Source organism: Exiguobacterium sp. UBA7533, assembly GCF_002479335.1.
In the GTDB taxonomy this organism is placed as follows: domain Bacteria; phylum Bacillota; class Bacilli; order Exiguobacteriales; family Exiguobacteriaceae; genus Exiguobacterium_A.
The window spans coordinates 138712-154035 of sequence record NZ_DLMP01000002.1 but is presented as its reverse complement, the minus strand read 5'-3'; the positions used below and the strand labels follow the sequence as shown (position 1 = coordinate 154035).

The 15324-nt window shown below is 48.3% G+C and carries 17 protein-coding genes; 7 read left to right on the top strand and 10 right to left on the bottom strand.

Features of this window, described 5'->3' with window-relative positions:
• Nucleotides 1-30 precede the first annotated feature (30 nt).
• Genes B2U10_RS04895 through B2U10_RS04885 form a run of 3 tightly spaced genes read right to left on the bottom strand, consistent with a single transcriptional unit; the run spans nt 31 to nt 2459 of the window.
• Nucleotides 31-372, bottom strand: a complete 342-nt coding sequence (locus B2U10_RS04895) for a GNAT family N-acetyltransferase (RefSeq protein WP_290786013.1) — start codon at nt 370-372, stop codon at nt 31-33.
• Nucleotides 373-1419 (bottom strand): DNA alkylation repair protein, encoded by a 1047-nt coding sequence (locus B2U10_RS04890; RefSeq protein WP_290786010.1) that lies wholly within the window; start codon nt 1417-1419, stop codon nt 373-375. It lies immediately after the preceding gene.
• Entirely contained in the window at nt 1416-2459 is a 1044-nt protein-coding gene (locus B2U10_RS04885; RefSeq protein WP_290786007.1) for a bifunctional transcriptional activator/DNA repair enzyme AdaA, read from the bottom strand. The genes B2U10_RS04890 and B2U10_RS04885 overlap by 4 nt, the downstream gene beginning before the upstream one ends.
• A gap of 162 nt (nt 2460-2621) precedes the next feature.
• Here B2U10_RS04885 and B2U10_RS04880 point away from each other — a divergent pair, with 162 nt between their 5' ends.
• The 3 genes from B2U10_RS04880 (at nt 2622) to B2U10_RS04875 (ending at nt 4851) form a co-directional block, all read left to right on the top strand.
• Nucleotides 2622-2759 carry a hypothetical protein gene (locus B2U10_RS04880; protein ID WP_290748191.1) on the top strand — a complete coding sequence of 46 codons (138 nt, stop codon included), beginning with the start codon at nt 2622-2624 and terminating at the stop codon, nt 2757-2759.
• Complete coding sequence (locus B2U10_RS15540; RefSeq protein WP_313533213.1) at nt 2760-2921, top strand: ATP-binding protein; 162 nt, start codon at nt 2760-2762, stop codon at nt 2919-2921.
• Nucleotides 2922-3057: 136 nt separating this feature from the next.
• Complete coding sequence (locus B2U10_RS04875) at nt 3058-4851, top strand: acyltransferase family protein (protein ID WP_290786004.1); 1794 nt, start codon at nt 3058-3060, stop codon at nt 4849-4851.
• 51 nt (nt 4852-4902) lie between these two features.
• Here the strand turns inward: B2U10_RS04875 and B2U10_RS04870 are convergent, their stop codons facing one another.
• From B2U10_RS04870 to B2U10_RS04860, 3 genes are all read right to left on the bottom strand, one after another.
• On the bottom strand, nt 4903-5838 hold the full coding sequence (locus B2U10_RS04870) for a copper resistance D family protein (RefSeq protein WP_290786001.1): 936 nt from the start codon (nt 5836-5838) through the stop codon (nt 4903-4905).
• 47 nt (nt 5839-5885) lie between these two features.
• The gene (locus B2U10_RS04865) at nt 5886-6413 is read right to left on the bottom strand and encodes a copper resistance CopC family protein (protein WP_290785998.1); all 528 of its coding nucleotides are present in this window, start codon (nt 6411-6413) and stop codon (nt 5886-5888) included.
• A gap of 63 nt (nt 6414-6476) precedes the next feature.
• A complete protein-coding gene (locus B2U10_RS04860) occupies nt 6477-7847 on the bottom strand; it encodes a copper amine oxidase (protein ID WP_290785994.1) in 1371 nt (456 codons plus the stop codon).
• A gap of 242 nt (nt 7848-8089) precedes the next feature.
• Here B2U10_RS04860 and B2U10_RS04855 point away from each other — a divergent pair, with 242 nt between their 5' ends.
• Nucleotides 8090-9094 carry a hypothetical protein gene (locus tag B2U10_RS04855; protein WP_290785991.1) on the top strand — a complete coding sequence of 335 codons (1005 nt, stop codon included), beginning with the start codon at nt 8090-8092 and terminating at the stop codon, nt 9092-9094.
• Nucleotides 9095-9151: 57 nt separating this feature from the next.
• Here B2U10_RS04855 and B2U10_RS04850 read toward each other — a convergent pair whose 3' ends face one another.
• The 3 genes from B2U10_RS04850 to B2U10_RS04840 all read right to left on the bottom strand — a co-directional run bounded on the left by B2U10_RS04850 (nt 9152) and on the right by B2U10_RS04840 (nt 11853).
• Nucleotides 9152-9637 (bottom strand): FixH family protein, encoded by a 486-nt coding sequence (locus B2U10_RS04850; protein ID WP_035411256.1) that lies wholly within the window; start codon nt 9635-9637, stop codon nt 9152-9154.
• Nucleotides 9630-10997 (bottom strand): PepSY-associated TM helix domain-containing protein, encoded by a 1368-nt coding sequence (locus B2U10_RS04845; RefSeq protein WP_056064001.1) that lies wholly within the window; start codon nt 10995-10997, stop codon nt 9630-9632. The genes B2U10_RS04850 and B2U10_RS04845 overlap by 8 nt, the downstream gene beginning before the upstream one ends.
• Before the next feature lie 274 nt (nt 10998-11271).
• The gene (locus B2U10_RS04840; RefSeq protein WP_290785989.1) at nt 11272-11853 is read right to left on the bottom strand and encodes a DedA family protein; all 582 of its coding nucleotides are present in this window, start codon (nt 11851-11853) and stop codon (nt 11272-11274) included.
• 272 nt (nt 11854-12125) lie between these two features.
• Here B2U10_RS04840 and B2U10_RS04835 point away from each other — a divergent pair, with 272 nt between their 5' ends.
• Nucleotides 12126-12911 (top strand): NUDIX domain-containing protein, encoded by a 786-nt coding sequence (locus tag B2U10_RS04835; protein WP_290785987.1) that lies wholly within the window; start codon nt 12126-12128, stop codon nt 12909-12911.
• Nucleotides 12912-12955: 44 nt separating this feature from the next.
• On the opposite strand, the gene B2U10_RS04830 is transcribed toward B2U10_RS04835, so the two are convergent.
• The gene (locus B2U10_RS04830) at nt 12956-13807 is read right to left on the bottom strand and encodes a VOC family protein (RefSeq protein ID WP_290785985.1); all 852 of its coding nucleotides are present in this window, start codon (nt 13805-13807) and stop codon (nt 12956-12958) included.
• A gap of 121 nt (nt 13808-13928) precedes the next feature.
• On the opposite strand from B2U10_RS04830, the gene B2U10_RS04825 reads away from it, so the two are divergent.
• Complete coding sequence (locus tag B2U10_RS04825) at nt 13929-14279, top strand: winged helix-turn-helix transcriptional regulator (RefSeq protein ID WP_290785982.1); 351 nt, start codon at nt 13929-13931, stop codon at nt 14277-14279.
• A 104-nt stretch (nt 14280-14383) separates the two neighbouring features.
• Nucleotides 14384-15166, top strand: coding sequence for a nucleotidyltransferase domain-containing protein (locus B2U10_RS04820; protein WP_290785979.1), 783 nt, complete (start codon nt 14384-14386; stop codon nt 15164-15166).
• Nucleotides 15167-15324: the final 158 nt, after the last annotated feature.

The following is a 15324-nucleotide window of genomic DNA, read 5'->3' as shown; positions in this document are numbered from 1 at the left end:
TAAGCCCTGTTCTGCTCAGCAGACGGGGCTTTAATGATGAAGTTCGCGTGCATATCGATTCGCCTGCAACTGAAATCCGTTCCGACGCCAGACCGTGTCACTGCCCGCTTCACTATAAACACGCGTCAGTAATAACGTCCGTGCGAGATAAGACAAAATCGACGTCAAGGCTTCTGTGATGTACCCGTGCCGATCGTCCTCATCAGTCGTCGTGTAACGTAAGGTTCCGGTGGATGCATTCCAAGTGAAGATAATCGTTCCGATGATCGTTTTCTCACGTATCGTATGCAACGTCCACTTACAACCCGATTCTTCATCCGTTGCTTCGACAAATAATCGTGACGTTTTAAAATCCGGATGCCGTCCTTGCATTCAGCTCTCCTCCTCGACCTCAAACGTTGCTGTCGCGTAAGCCTCTCCATTAATCAAAATCGTCAATGTGTGTGTACCAGGATAATGGACACGCGTCGTCATGTTCCGAAACGATTGGCGTCTTTCGACTTGTAAGACACCTTTAACTTCCCGCTCCCGCAGTTGAAACACCTTCCGACTCGTTCTGCGTTGTTTGACGTAATCGATCGCGTACTCCAAGCGTAAACGTTGTGGAACAGAACTCGTCACGGTGAACGAGAAGTCGAGCTCTCCGCCAATCGTAACCGGCGAGACGACTAAATTTGTAATCTCGACCTCACCTTGCGTAACGTGACCGAACAATTGTAAGACTTCTGGATTTCCGCGTTTGAGTAACGTCCGGGAGGCGTGGCGCAAAATCCAGTCCGTGTTCGGATCTGTTCCTAAATGACGTTCGATCCGCTCAATCAGATATTCCGGATGTGTCTTTGAAATATCGTTCAAGTGATTGGCGACACTTTTTCGGACGTAGAGTGACGGATCCTGTAGTAACGCGTCAAGAACCGGTAACGCCGGTCGCGGATCAGCAATCAGACTCGGAATCGCTTGTCCCCATGGCAGACGCGGTCGTGTCCCTTCCGACGCTAAGCGCCGAACATGTTCATCGTCTGATGTTGCCCACATGAGTGCTTGCTCGAGATAACGCTCTTGATCAGCGAGTAGAAAACGCCGGACAGCGAACTCAGACGTCGAATACGGCGTCAATTTAACGAGTGTCTCTAACGCAAGCTTCCAGTCAACGAGTGTTGCTGTCCGTTCGACATACTCGGGAAAAACAATTCCCGGTAGTCCGGTAAACTGCGGTGCGAGTCGCTCTAGCTCCGGCACCGAGTCCGGAAACGGTGGCAGGACGGATTCTAGCGTCTCCGCAACACGACGGACGCGTTGTTTAAACGCAAGCTCGTCCCAGTCCTTGCGTTCGACTCGTCTGCGAAAGTCTGGTACGTCGACCGCTTCTTCTAATTCATCGAGCCAACTCGGTGAAAACACATCTTTAATCAAACTCATCCTATATCTAGTCCCTTCCGTGTACGCTCCAGTTTGAGCAATGTTTCCTTGCGTGCAAGTCCCCCAGCGTATCCACCTAAATCCCCGTTCGTTCGAATGACCCGATGACATGGAATGATGATTGCTAGTTGATTTGCTCCGTTTGCTCGTGCGACAGCGCGGACGGCGGTTGGTTGACCAATTCGGATTGCCAGTTCTTGATACGAGATCGTCTCGCCACTCGGAATCCGTTCAAGTTCTTCCCAGACGCGGCGTTGAAAGGGCGTTCCGTACCGCATCAGTGGCGTCTGAAACAAGACCGGTTCTCCTTTGAAGTAACGACGGAGCTTCCCTTCAATCTGTTTAAAGACGAGTGACTCCCCAGGCACGATGACAGCACGCGCTTTTTGACGCAATTGTTCAATTTCTCGCTCAAGTCCCCGTCGATCGACGAATTCAAGGAGATGCAAGTGTTGTTCATCCGCAATCGCAAGCATCGAACCGAGCGGTGTATCGAGCCATTTCGCGCGCAAGACCTGTCCGTCAAAACGAGACGGTGCTTCCCCAAGCATCCGTGCTGACGCTTCACGAAAACCACTGCTTGATTCATAGCCTCCTGCTAACTGCCCTTCGATGACCGGCTTCCCAGTCCGAATCTCTTTCATCGCTAACCCCATCCGCCGTGCCCGAGCATAGGCAACGAACGTCATCCCGAACCGTTTCTTGAACTGGCGCCGTGCTGTTGATTCGTCCAAACCAAGTGCTCGGAAATCAGCTTCTTTGAACCGTTTATCTGGTTCTGCCTCGACTGCTTCGATCAAACGTTGAACCGTACCGTGATCGCCTGGATAAGCGAGCGGATGACACCGCCGACACGGTCGATAGGAAGCGAGCAATGCCTCTTGCGCCGTCTCGAAAAACTCGCAGTTCTCCGCCTTCGGTTTTCGTGCCGGACATGTCGGGCGGCAAAAAATACCGGTCGTCTTGACCCCGACGAAAAACGTTCCTTCGTACGTCACGTCTCGTCGAACGAGTGCTTCATAATACGTGTGATGTTCCATCGCTTTCTCCTCCTTTGCCTTTAGTATAACGGCTTGTCCGGTTACGATGTCGCCGAAAATCAGGCATTGATCTGTTTAAGATTCAGTTAAGAATTCTCCTCCTGTTTTCGAAAGGGACGACGTGCATACTACATGCTATACTCAACGGAAAGTAGGGTTTTCATGTTTGATTTTTTTAAAGAAACACTTCACGGAATCGGTGATCTTCGGATTTCAATCAAAGAAGGAGCACAAGGCATCCAACTGATTTGCTCGAATGCGATTGAAACGATCTATACGCTAGAGGAACTAAACGCGTGACTGACGCCGTTCGGAACGTCTGACGCATCGCGTTCTTCCGGCGGTTCCGGTATTGGTCTGTCGATCGTTCAACAAATCATGGCGCGCCATCACGGAAGTGTCCAGCTCACTTCAGCAGACAACCGCTTTTCCGTCACGTGTCGTTTTCCGCGTCATTCGTAAGTCAGCATCCGATGCTCTCGTCGGGTGCTTTTTTGGGCTAGGTTGTTACTTCTTAGACACTTCTTTGAAATTGGAATTCGATACACTAAAGACTGTTAGAAATTAGTTGTCGTTTTAAAGGAGTTGTTCGTGTCTTATGAAATCCTCGTCTCGTTCGATTACATATATGCCAGGGCTTGACGGCTTACGTGCTTTCGCTGTCCTGTCTGTCATTCTCTACCACTTATCTGTTTCATTCTTCTCTGGTGGTTTCCTCGGTGTTGATCTCTTTTTCGTCCTATCCGGTTACCTGATTACTGGTCTTTTGTTACGCGAGTGGCAAACGACCGGGCGCCTCGATTTGAAACGGTTTTGGATTCATCGTTTCCGTCGTTTGTTCCCAGCTCTATTCGTCATGCTGTTACTCGTTCTCGGATATGTAACCGTCTTTGAACGCGAGCTATTGCATACAGTTCGTCAAGATAGTGCCTTTGCGCTTATTTACGGAACAAATTGGTGGTATATCTTCCATGACGTCTCGTATTTCGAGTCGTTCGGGAAACCGTCACCGATCCAAAACCTTTGGTCGCTCGCGATCGAAGAACAGTTCTACCTGCTATTCCCGATCCTACTTTGGTTCGGCATGAAAAATCGTCGCCTGTTCCTTCAATTGATTGGTGTCGCGATCGGCGCATCCGTGCTCGCGATGGCGATTCAATTCACACCGGGTGAGGATCCGAGTCGTGTCTACTACGGTACCGATACACGATTATTCGCCTTATTGATCGGGAGCTTGCTCGCGTTCGCGTGGCAACCGACCCGCTTTAAGATTGATATCCCAAAACGTGGTGTTCGATTGTTGAATCAAACAGGTGCTGTCACGTTGCCACTCTTACTTTTACTGATGGTTGTCACGAGTGAGTTCGGAAGCTTTTTATACCGCGGTGGCTTTTTCATCGTTTCGCTCCTTGCCGCCCTATTGATTGCTACGATCGCCCATCCGGCGTCGATTTGGAGTCGTTGGTTTGCGCATCCATCACTTATTGCGATCGGCAAACGGTCGTACGGCTTATATCTATGGCATTTTCCCGTCATCACGTTGCTGACACCGGTCGAGCAAATTGGAACATTCTCGGTACTACGGACTATATTGATCATAGTTATTCTTGTTGCGTTAACAGAAGCGTCGTATCGCTTCATCGAGCGTCCGATTCGTCAACACGGATTGTCTGGTTACTTGAAGCGTTTATCGCTACATCCGCAACAGTTACGTCAGTTCTCAACGGTACAGTGGGCGAGTGTTGCCGTGTTGACGATCCTTATCGTCAGCTTCATTGGTAACTTATCGATTCTTGCTGTTTCCGATACACCGAAGCCAGAACCCGCCTTCCATAAGATAGCGGCGCCAAAAGAAAAACCGAAACCGGTCCTCAAACCGACGACACCGAAAGCAAAACCTGATCAACGAAAAATTTGTCGACCGACGCTTGCGATCGGTGACTCCGTCCTGCTCGGTGTCGAAGATTATCTCGGCAGTACACTCAAACAACTGACGATTGATGCGAAACTCGGTCGACAGCTACGAGAAGCGATTCCGCTAAGTGAGCAGTATGCGTCGTACAATCAACATGGACGCCAAGTCATCCTCCATCTTGGAACGAACGGCAGCTTCCGCAAAGATCAGTTGAATAGCTTACTCGACCAATTTGCAAATGCCGATCACATCTATCTCGTGACAGCACGGGTGCCACGCCCGTGGGAAGCAGAAGTCAATCAGATGTTACGAGAGGCATCAAAGCGGAAACGGGTCGAACTGATCGACTGGCATGCCACTGCTATCAAACACCCATCTTATTTTGAAGCGGATGGTGTTCATTTGAATATTAAGGGCGCCCGGGCCTATTCGAAGATTCTTGCGAAGGCCACGAATTGCGCCGTTTCGACAAAATAAAACCACGACAAACAAGGTAGCGGATAGTTCCGCTACCTTGTTTTTTCGTGTTCACCCTGTCGCAAGTAGTCCAAGGTAGATCAGACTGACACTAAGAAGGCTTAGCAAGACACCCAATGCATGTCGTCTGAATCCGAGTAAGAGCAGTGGTAAGGTGGCGATCCCAATCATCAAGACCCACCCGTCCCCTGCTGGACCACTGACCGGTAGTTGCCCTAGCGTCGGTTGTTCCAGACGACTGAGTGAAGCGCTCGCCATGAACAGAAGTATTAAAATAATACTTTCCATCCGGAGTAGTGGACGCGGATCGTATGTCGAGTCGAAACGTAACCGACGCCGGACAAGTGTGCCATTACAAAAGGCGTAGAACAAAAGCGGCAACAACAAAAGATGCTTCAGCAACATGGCTTGACCGTATGGCACGCCCCATAGATTCGGATAACGTTCAAGCGGAATCGCCAGTTGCATCAGTAACAGACCTGACAGGATGACACCGGTAAAAGCAATCCGAGCAAACGGACTGAACCAGTTTAAAAAGGCGGACCAATGCTCGGTCGAACGGGCACCAACAGCTACCCAAAACACGACACCGATCCAAGCCGTCACACATAAGAAGTGACTGAACTGAAGCGTCCACCCAAGCGCCCCGTATTTCGCTGCGGCATGACTCGTTCCTGCAATGCCAATCCATATCGGGATCGTCAAGAGTGCGAGTAAGACGGACCAATGTTTTCGCCAAGCAAGTACGATCAATAGGAGTAAGACAGCGAAGTAAACGACAAGAAACATTTGACCGATATGCAAAAGTAACCCCGTTCGTAGAGCCCCCATCATCGTTTGCGTCGAAAGCAGAAAACGAACGGCAGCGATGACCGGGATACTTGTTCCAAGAACAAGCATTCCGAGCCCCGCTACCGCCCATGACGTACCATCCATTAATGGCGGTTTGTGTTTCGTTGAGATGAAGCATAACACCAGATAACCCATCCAAATCGCTCCACCCAGGTAGACGAGCAGTTCTCCTAGAAACGCACTCATATCGAACGACGACGGAATAAGAGAAGTAAGACGATGCTGACTAATAGTCCACCAACAATCCAAGGAAGTAGTGTCGGAACGAGTCCTTTTGAAACAGGCTCAGCTTCTGGGACGACCGCTGCCTTTGTTTCCATCGGCTCCGCCTTTTCAACTGTCTTCGCCTCAGTTTTTTCCGTACCCAGTACTGTAAAACGAATCGTCCCTTTGACCGGATGACCATCATCTGAAATCGATGCCCATTTAATCGTGTACTGTCCTTTTTTCAATGGTTTCGAGACGACGGCACTGAGTTCATTCCCGATGATGAGCGGTTTCGCAAGCGACTGTTCGACACCGTTCGTATCCACTACACGTAAGGTACTCGTCTTTTCGACAGCCTCACTAAACGTCAAGCGGATTCGATTGACGGGCTCTGATAACACCGCTCCTTCTGCCGGATTGGAACTTTTGAAACTCGTGTGTGCTTCAACGGAGATGGGAAGCAGACAAATGAGGAATAGAAGTGCAAATCGGATGATACGCATGTCGTTTACCTCCTTTCAACTTGATGTGTATAAGAAAACCCGCTGTTTCCAGCGGGTCGTCCTTTATTGTTGCGGGCGACGACGGAGTGCGAACAATCCAAGGATCGATGCTGCGGCAATACCAAGCAATGACCACACGATACCTGTCGCCGATGATGCTGCTTGCATACCACCGAGACCTGTGTTCGGCATACCAGATGGTGCACCTTTGAATTTATCTGGGAACTGATCGACGATTGCTGTCGCTGTTCCTTCCCCTACGCCGTACATATGCGCGTACGCTTCACGAATCGCTGGGTACGTTTTGTCGTAATCTTTTTCGTTGTAGCTATTGAAGGCGAGTAAGAGTTGGTCGATGTGGACCTTTAGTCCTTCTTCCAAATCTTTTGCTTTTAAGCGTCCTTCCGTTGCAGCATCGAGGAATGCTGCTTGTTCGACACGGTACTCATCGAGTTCTTTTACAGCCATGTCGCGTGCTTGATCATCTTTTGCACCTGTTGCTTTGACGTAGTCGACGAAGTAGCCGATATGGCTCGACCAGATTTTCTTGAATTGTTGTGCTGCTTCACTGCCATAAACGGAACCGATTGAAGCCGACAAATCATCTGTATTTTGACTCAAGGCACCGGCTGCCGCGTCAAAGTCCTTTGCACCGTCAATTCCTTTTTGCATCGCGAGCACCGCAAGCGCTGCGTGCTCTGAGAAGTTCCGGTTGAGCCCGGCACGAAGATCAGCTGCTGGTGTATCGACTTTCGTATTTTTGAATTTGTCCGGATACTGATCAACGATCGCACCAGATAATCCTTCTCCGACCATATACATATGCTCGATTGCTTCACGTAGATTGCTGTAGGCAGCGTCATAATCACCAGCAACGTAACTATCAAACGATGTTAACAGTTGCGTGATATGGACTTTTAGTCCGGCTTCGAGATCCGCTGCCTTCAGACGTCCTTCCGTTGCTTTATCGAGGAACGCAGCCTGTTCGACACGATACTCATCCAAATCTTTCAATGCTTTTTGTTTAGCATGTTCATCTTTTGCTCCAGTCGCTTTGACGTAATCGACGAAGTAACCGATGTGGCTCGACCAGATATCTTTAAACGCTTTTCCTGCATCGTCACCGTAGACAGAACCGACAGCTGCCGCTAAATCATCCGTATTTTGATTCAATGCGCCTGCTGCTTGTTCAAAATCTTTTTTACCATCAATTCCTTTTTGCATCGCGACGACTGCGAGATATGCGTGTTCAGATAGAATTTGATCGAGTGTCGCTCGCAGATCCGATGCTGGAGAGGAGACATCTAGTGAGACTTTTCCTGAACTGTGAGACATCTTACTATGGTCCTCATGACCATGTGCACTGACACCTGCTGCTGGAATCAACAATGCGGCACTTAGCGGAACAGCGAGATACGACTTTTTCATCTTCATCTTATGAACACCCCTTTGATTTTTTGGACTTCACATAGATAACGTATGGAGTTCATAAATGGTTTTATCTTTTTACATTTTTTATTTAAAATATTTTTTAATCAGAAATAAACTTATGTAGTACTTTCATTATTTTTAGTTTTTATTTACTCATTTCACGAAACAGCTGACTTATTTTCTAATCAATTCATTAGAATCTTCTTATAACCGCATCTTTTATTTTTTAGAACAGGAGTGGAATCATGAAACGAATCGTCATTGGTGCATTGCTCGCTTCCCTCGTCGTCTCGCAAGCAGTCGGACCGGTCGAAGCAAAAAGTAAATCGAAGAAAAAATCTGTCGTGCAAGTCGATCGAGACAAAAATGGCATCCCGGATGCTTGGCAAAAACAATATCATTTGGGATATGGAAAACAAGTCGCAACAAAAGATCACGATCGCGACGGTTTGACGAATGCACAGGAATATCAACTTCGTCTCAACCCAACAAAATCAGATTCCGATCGTGATGGAATCAAGGATGGGAAAGAGGATTCGGACCGCGACTCCCTTACGAATCAACAAGAATACACAGCGCATCTGAATCCATTGAAAAAGGATTCTGATCAAGATGGTATTTACGATGATAAAGAAGACCAAGATCAGGATCGATTAACGACACGCGAAGAGTTCATCGTCGGTACGCAACCATTGAAAAAGGATTCCGATCGTGATGGCATCAAAGACAATGAAGAAGACCGGGATCGAGATACGCTTATCAACGAAGATGAGTTTGAACTCGGTTCTGATCCAACAAAAGCCGATAGCGATCAGGATGGAACACGAGATGATCAGGAAGATACGGATCATGACGGCGTTCGAAATAATCAAGAACTCAAGCGGATCATGATTAAAGTAACGGATACGAACAAGAAAAAGTTCGAGTGGCGCTACAGTAATGAACACCAACGGAAAGAACTTCGTTTTAAAGATGAGATTGGCATCACTGATGTCGCGACGTTAAAAGACCGCCTTCTCGTCACGCCATCGATGACGGAAGAGGAATTATTAACGTTAGTAGCTCAGGCACTTCAATTGCCAAACATTAAAACATTACAAGTCCAAGTCAAGTTCTACAATGGACAAGAGCTTGAATCGGAAGATGAACACGCGGATGACGATGGTGCATCGGATGATTCTGGGGATGAAGGCGATGACGATTCCGATGATCATGGCGATGATCATGGTGGTCACGGTGATGATGATTGATCCTCAATACACAAAGAGAGAACGGAAAATTCCGCTCTCTCTTTTTTCATACTCCTATTAATGATGGTGACCGCTACTTCCACCAGCGGGTTTTGCTCCACCTTGTAAGATTTTTAAATCCTGCGCCGACAGTTTTCCGACGATGAATTGCCGTGTCGGCATGATCATCGCACCTTCACTGCTCGCATGCGCTTTGACATAATACAAGCCGGATTTCGGTAATGTCTTCGCAATCGTGTAGACACCCGGCTTCGTCTCTTCTGCCGGTTCCATACTATAGCGGACTGTTCCGTCTGCTTTCCAGATTTCGAAGTGGACATAGTCGACTTTTTGAGCCGGTTTCGCTTCACGCCAAACCGTCGCTTCGAACGTTTGCTTTTTCTTTGCGTCCGGTTGTACGTCTTTTGGGATATTCATTTTGATCGATAACGGATGAACGACTGCGTACTGCTCCGCCGCATCAGAATCAACGGCGCAGCCGGCAAGACTCGTCGTCGTGACGAGCAGTCCACCAAGCACGAATGTTTGCATCGATTTACGCATTGAAGAACCTCCTTACACTCGGAATACGACGAATGACGAGGAAATCGAGTAACCAGACGACGAGCAACGAGAGTCCGACAAGTGGGAAGACAATTCCCAGCACAACAAGCACAGCGAGGAATCCTTTCAACATGAATGCTTTCGGACCTTTTGGTGCCCCCATCCCCTTACTTGGTTTTCGCTTCAACCACAGATAGAAACCACTGACTGCTACGAGAATGATCCCAAGACAAATCAATAGGCTGATCAATTGGTTGAACCAGCCGAATTCCGTTCCTTTGTGAAGCGTGATTCCGGTCGCGACGATCTTCCCGACGACGCCATAATTGTCATAGCGATAGTCAGCGAGGACGGCACCGGAATATTGATCGAGATGGATCGTTGCTTCATCCTGTGCCTTTGCGGGATACGCGGACAGGGTGTAGACTCCACTCGGATCACTCGGGATGCTGATTTTAAAGCTTGGGTCCATTCCCTGTTGCTTGCCGATCGCAACGATGTCATCGATCGAAGCCGGGACGGCTCCTTCGACTTTTGATTGCGGGACATCAAGTGTTTCGGCAGCCCACGGGACTTCTGCGATATCTTTCGTTTGAAGCGTTGACGTCGGTGCCTCCCCACCCCAGATGGACGGTGGATAACCAAGACCTTGGTTCGTGACGAGTGACTGGAAGTTCGTCCCCCAGAAGCCAGACCACGGAAGACCTGTCAGGATGAGGAATAACATTCCTGCTGTGATCCAGAATGCCGGAACGGCGTGGAGGTCACGACGAAATAACTTCTTGCCTTGACGAAGACGTGGGAACAAAACACCTGACAGCCCCTTTTGCTTACGCGGGAACCACAAGAATAATCCTGTCACGATCAAAACAATCGCCCAACACGCAACAAGTTCGACAATCCGGTCGCCTGTCGTTCCTGCCATCAGCTCTCCGTGGATCTCTTCGATTTTGTTCATGATCCGGTCATCATCCGATAATGTTCCGATGATTTTCCCGGAGTACGGATTGACGAAGACTGTCGCCGACATCTTAGGTGACGAGATGTTCACTTCACTGGATCGATCGTCCGATTCACCCGGTCGGTATGACGTAACGAGCGCGTCCGGATACTTCGCTTTGACGCGATTGATTTGTTCTGTCGCCGTGATGCGATCCGCTTTTGGTGTAACTTCATAATACGATTGATACAGGACGTTTTCGATTTGCGGCTTAAATAGATAGATCGATCCTGTCACGGCAAGCATGACGAGGAACGGTGCAAAAATGATACCAGCATAAAAGTGCCACCGCCAAATCGTCCGGTAAGCAGAAGAAGTCGGTGCTTTTTTGACCGTCTCTTCCGTCTGCATGAGATTCATATGTATCCTCCTTCGACAGAAAATATGTCCACTCTGTGAACACCTTTTAGTATAAGCGGTTACAATCCATTTCCACGCACTGGCTTGTGACGATAAATTGCCAATCCAGTGTGTAAATCAGGTAGCTTTTAAGAAGTGATGTGCGTCATTTTTTGACAATGATTTCACTTTTTTTGTAGATTACTTCTTATTTCAAAAAACTATCCTTATTCATAAAACCAAACTTTAACCTAAAAAGCGAATCCATTATCGGATTCGCCGTTTTATATGTGATTTACATCGAGGACTCTTCTTCTAACGCTTGCTTTTGACGATGATGATGGACGATTCCGATGACCGCTGCTCCAATGAGGATCACGATGATTGATCCAATGACACCAGGATTCACCTGTAGCCAGTTCCACAGTTCCGACCACGTCACAGCTTCTCCGATTCGAATGATGATGAATGTCCACAGTCCTGTATACACGCCTGCTGCTAAGAATGTCATTACTAAATAGCGCGGTAACGGATAACCGAGGAGTCCGGCGACATAATGAATCGGGTGTCTGACGCCGGGTAAGAAGAACGATAGTCCGATTGCCCATAATCCCCGTCGTTCAATGATTGTTTCTGCTCGTTCTAAGAAACGTGATTTCATCCAGCGTTTGACGAGCGGAATCTCACGGAAGAACCGAGCAAGTAGATAAAACCACGTAAAGGCGATGAAGAAGACCGGCCAAGCGGTCAGCCAGATGACGACCGGGTACATCCCCTCTCGTAATCGAAGTGCTGCAAAACTCATCATCAAGACATCGTCCGACAATGGGGTGAACATGATTCCGCCAGCCAGGCGGACGAGTGCCATGATATTCATCACGTATCCCTACTTTCTGTTTCTCTCTATATTCAGTATCCCCGATTTTTCTGAAGTTGAGCCCTATCCATTTCTTAAGTTCTTCTTTAGTTATACTTTTCTGATCAAAAGAGATCATCATCGATGATTTAAAGTCACTTAGACCGGATGACATGTATACGCAATCGTTTAATAAAACATCCTTTTCCCACATCGAGAAAAAGGGTTTCCTCCATCCGTTCGAGAAGGGGTATAACGTACATCCGAACGCTCATCTGATAGGAGGAATTTCCATGTTGCATCGCCGGAAGACCTATACGATTCGTCCCGAACGCCTAGAAGAATTCACTGAGTTTTTTCATACCTACCTGTATCCGCTTCAAGTCAGTCATGGTGCCCGTCTCGTTGGTCGCTGGGTGACGGAAGCAGAAGATGAAGTTATCGCTATCTGGGAATACCGCGACCGTGAACATTACGAACAAGTCGATCGTGATGTCCGAAACAGTGCCTTACGCCGTGAAGCGATGAAAAAACGTGCCCGACTCGGCAAAAATCTCTATATCAAGTCGTATGAAGACTTCATGACGGCGACCGGTACGTACGCTCCTCCTCGTGCCATCGTCAGTGTGACCGCGTACATCACAAACGATGCCGGTGAAGTCCTGCTCGTTCGCAACCTCCACCGGGGTGATACGTATGAGATGCCGGGTGGACAAGTCGAAAATCATGAGTCGATTCTTGACGCGATCAAACGAGAAGTCAAAGAAGAAACCGGGATTGATGTCACAATCGATGGAATTACCGGTATCTATCAAAATGTCTCAAGTCACGTCCTGTGCGTCTGCTTCCGCGGGAAAGCGGTCGGTGGTGAACTTACGACACAAGAAGGCGAAACAACAGATATCGGCTTCTTCCCACTGACACGTGACTCGCTGAGTGAATACATCAAACGGGATCATTTCCAGTTGCGGACGCTCGACGCCATGGATCCGCACTACTTCCCGCATGCCTTATATAAAGTCAGACCGTATGAGCTGATCAGCCGGTATGACGGTAATGCAACGTCATCTTCACGATAAAACAAAAAATCCCCTTGCAGATTTTTCTCTGCAAAGGGATTTTTTCAGTTATGTGTCAATCGAGCAGTGATTCCAGCATCATCGGTGACATAGACAGCATCTGCTTGATCCGTAACGGTATACGCAGAAGACTTCAACGTCTCGATTGCTGCTCGGAGCGTCGCTTGATCCGGATAACGCAGCGTCCAGTAGACAAGTCCGACGGCATCTTCCGGATTCGTCGGTGCGTCAACTCCCGACCAGACGTTTAGACCGATGTGATGATGGTAACCGCCAGCAGCGACAAACAACGCACGCATTCGCGAAGCGTCAGCCGCAACCTCAAAGCCAAGCGTATCGACATAAAATGTCCGCGCTGCTTCCAGTGTCTTGACGTGGAAATGGACATGTCCCATGACCGTCTCGGCCGGCATACCATACCAGTCTTCTTCTCCAGCTTCGACGAGCATACTTTGCCAATCGACAGGATCGGTCGTCATCTTAACATCTCCATTTGCTTCATACGTCCATGTCTCACGTGGACGATCGGCATAAATCTCGATCCCGTTCCCATCCGGATCTGATAGATAAAAGGCTTCACTGACAAGATGGTCACCTTGACCAATCTCAATCCCTTGTTCGATCAAATTGCGGATGACGAAACCGAGTTCTTTTCGGTTCGGTAGCAAAATCGCAAAATGGTATAACCCGGCAACCGAGTTCGGTGGGAAACGGCGGGCATTCGGATGAACTTCGAGCTCAACGAGTGGTGTACCTTGTGCGCCAAGAACCGTTAGCTGATCCGTTTGTGTCAGTATACGTAATCCGAGGGATGCTGTATAAAATGAAACGGAACGGTCAAGATCGGTGACGCGTAAACGAACGGGACCGAGTGTAATCTGTGGGTGAATCGACATGTTGTTTCCTCCTTCAATGAAATAGCTTGTACCTCTATTATTACGCGGAAGTGATGGAAGCGGAAGTAGGCACGAATAAGTGGTATAGTATCCTAAACGATACCATGAAGGAGGAAGACCGATGGAAGAGACACCAAGCTGTCGAGTCGAGACCGCACTCGAAATCTTGACCGGAAAATGGAAACCGTCGATTTTACTCGTCTTGATCACACACGGAACGCTCCGCTTCAGTGAATTGAAACGACAATTGCCGAACATTACGCAAAAGATGCTGACAGCTCAATTGCGCGAGCTCGAACTAAACGATATCGTGCATCGCGAGATTTACCAAGAAGTCCCGCCACGCGTTGAGTATTCGCTGACGGATTACGGTCGGACACTTATCCCGGTTCTTGACGCCATCAATGCATGGGGCGAACAGCACGTCATTCATCTTGAAAATAAAGAAAAAGTAACTTCTGCCTCCCAATGAGAAATCCATTTCGATGTGATTTCTCATTTTTGTATGGAATAAACTGTCTATTCCCCCGTATACTAACCTAATAGACTTCTGTTTTCGGAAAGGAATGAGTCCTCATGCATCAACTCCATGCAATCGAGCAACTCGTTGCTCGGCTCAAACAAGATCCTGCAGTCGAAGCCATCTTCTTGAAAGGATCCTTCGGACGAGGAGAAGAAGACGTTCATTCAGACATCGATCTGTACTGTCTCGTCTCGGAAGAACGCCAAACGAAATTTTTATCACGTCGACTGTCCCACCTCTCTGTTTATCGCCCCATCATCTGGAAAGATGAGATCGACATCATCGCACCACAGATGATCGTCGTCTATGATGATTTGTTACATATCGATTTATTCACGGTGACGCTTGATTCGCTAAACCATAAGGATCAATTACGTGTCCTGTACGATCCAAAACAGCAATTGACGGACTTTACGGATACTTGCGACTTGACGCTTTCCGCACAAGAAGCGACCGATGAAGCGATTGATGCCGTCTGGTTTTTATTCCAATACAAAAAAGCAGCGGCACGGGGAAACGACTTATGGGCAGTCGAGATGCTCCGGAGCGCCTTGATCAAGTTCGCGAAAGTCTTGCTTCATCACCATACTCCAGATCGGGCGCAGCTCGGATTAAAGACGATTCCGACGACATTGCCTGACGGTCCACGCCTTTCTCTTGAATCAATCTATGAAGTCTTGACACCCGCAACGCATGCTAAAGCGGCTCAACGTTATCTGGCATGTCTAGAGACCGAACGAAACGCGCTCGACCAGACGCTTGCCTCTCATCCGGAGACGCTCGCTTTACTCGATCGATTAACGCCTGAACTCTCGATCCAACAATCAGGACGGTAACAATAAGGGGCTGACTCAAAAAAAGAATGACTTGTCTTTCCACGCCCTTTCCTCAGGCGAGACACAAGCCAGTTTCCTGCTTCATTCAAGCAGGAAAGCAGGTCTTGTTTGTCTCTGACAGCGCATAATGCGCTTTTTCCTGTAGGAGTGGCGTGTGA